Below are 826 nucleotides of genomic sequence, written 5' to 3'. Positions count from 1 at the left end.
GTAGCCTTGTGGTACGTCCCCTGTTGTGACACCACCTCCGTCTCTGGTTTTTCCTGTCGTTTGTTCAGGGGCCTTTGGTGTGCCTCCATGCTCATCGATATAAGTATCGAGTTTTTGCATAGTTTCAGCTCGTCTTTTTCCTGAGCCAGAAGTATCGGTGAAGTAGACACCACCGTCTGTTGACGTATTGAGGGAACCAGTCGCAAATTTTTGAGCTTTGTCATCTTGAACTTTGAAGGTTTCATTTTTATTGCCAATGATGGTCTGTTTGGTGAGTTCCACAACTGCCACTTCATCGTTAAAATTATTGGCATTTTCTGGATTAGAGTTAAATGCTCCAAAACCAAACATGTTAGAGCCTGGATTTGTAGCGACTCCAGCTGTTCCAAGTGAGCTTTCATTTAAGGCAATCGCAACAATGGCACGAACATCTAGATTAGACTTAGCCTCCCAGTCTAGGAGTTTTTTCCCATTGATGCGCTTCTTGTCGTAGGATATTCCTAAAGTATCTAAAAAGCCGTCCAATTGCTCTGCCTTAATACCGTAGCGATGGACGAGTAAGTTATGGGTATAGGGATCTCCATTTGACCAGTGGTCCGTGTAGGTTGCACCATTTGGTGATTGAGAAGAGCCACCAGTGCTACCTCCTCCGACGGCTCCCATAATGATGATAATGATAAAAACAGGAAAGAAGAGAGGAATAAGACTAGATAATAGGTACCATTTTAGTTTTTTCATTGGCTCTCCTTTCTACTTAATGTCTGATATAAGCTGTAAATAGAACAGTCCCAAAGCGCCATTTGGCATCTAAGACGACGGAATGAGC

The 826-nt window shown here is 43.2% G+C and carries 1 protein-coding gene; it reads right to left on the bottom strand.

The genetic code is table 11. The features are described from left to right. Window positions 1–738: hypothetical protein (locus HMPREF1519_RS06870; protein ID WP_037611652.1), on the bottom strand; the 738-nt coding region annotated here is incomplete at its 3' end. Window positions 739–826 lie beyond the last annotated feature (88 nt).

Source organism: Streptococcus sp. SR4 (genome assembly GCF_000517725.1).
GTDB classification, from domain to species: domain Bacteria; phylum Bacillota; class Bacilli; order Lactobacillales; family Streptococcaceae; genus Streptococcus; species Streptococcus salivarius_F.
The sequence above is the reverse complement of the archived record's forward strand: the minus strand, read 5'-3'. Positions and strand labels throughout refer to the sequence as shown.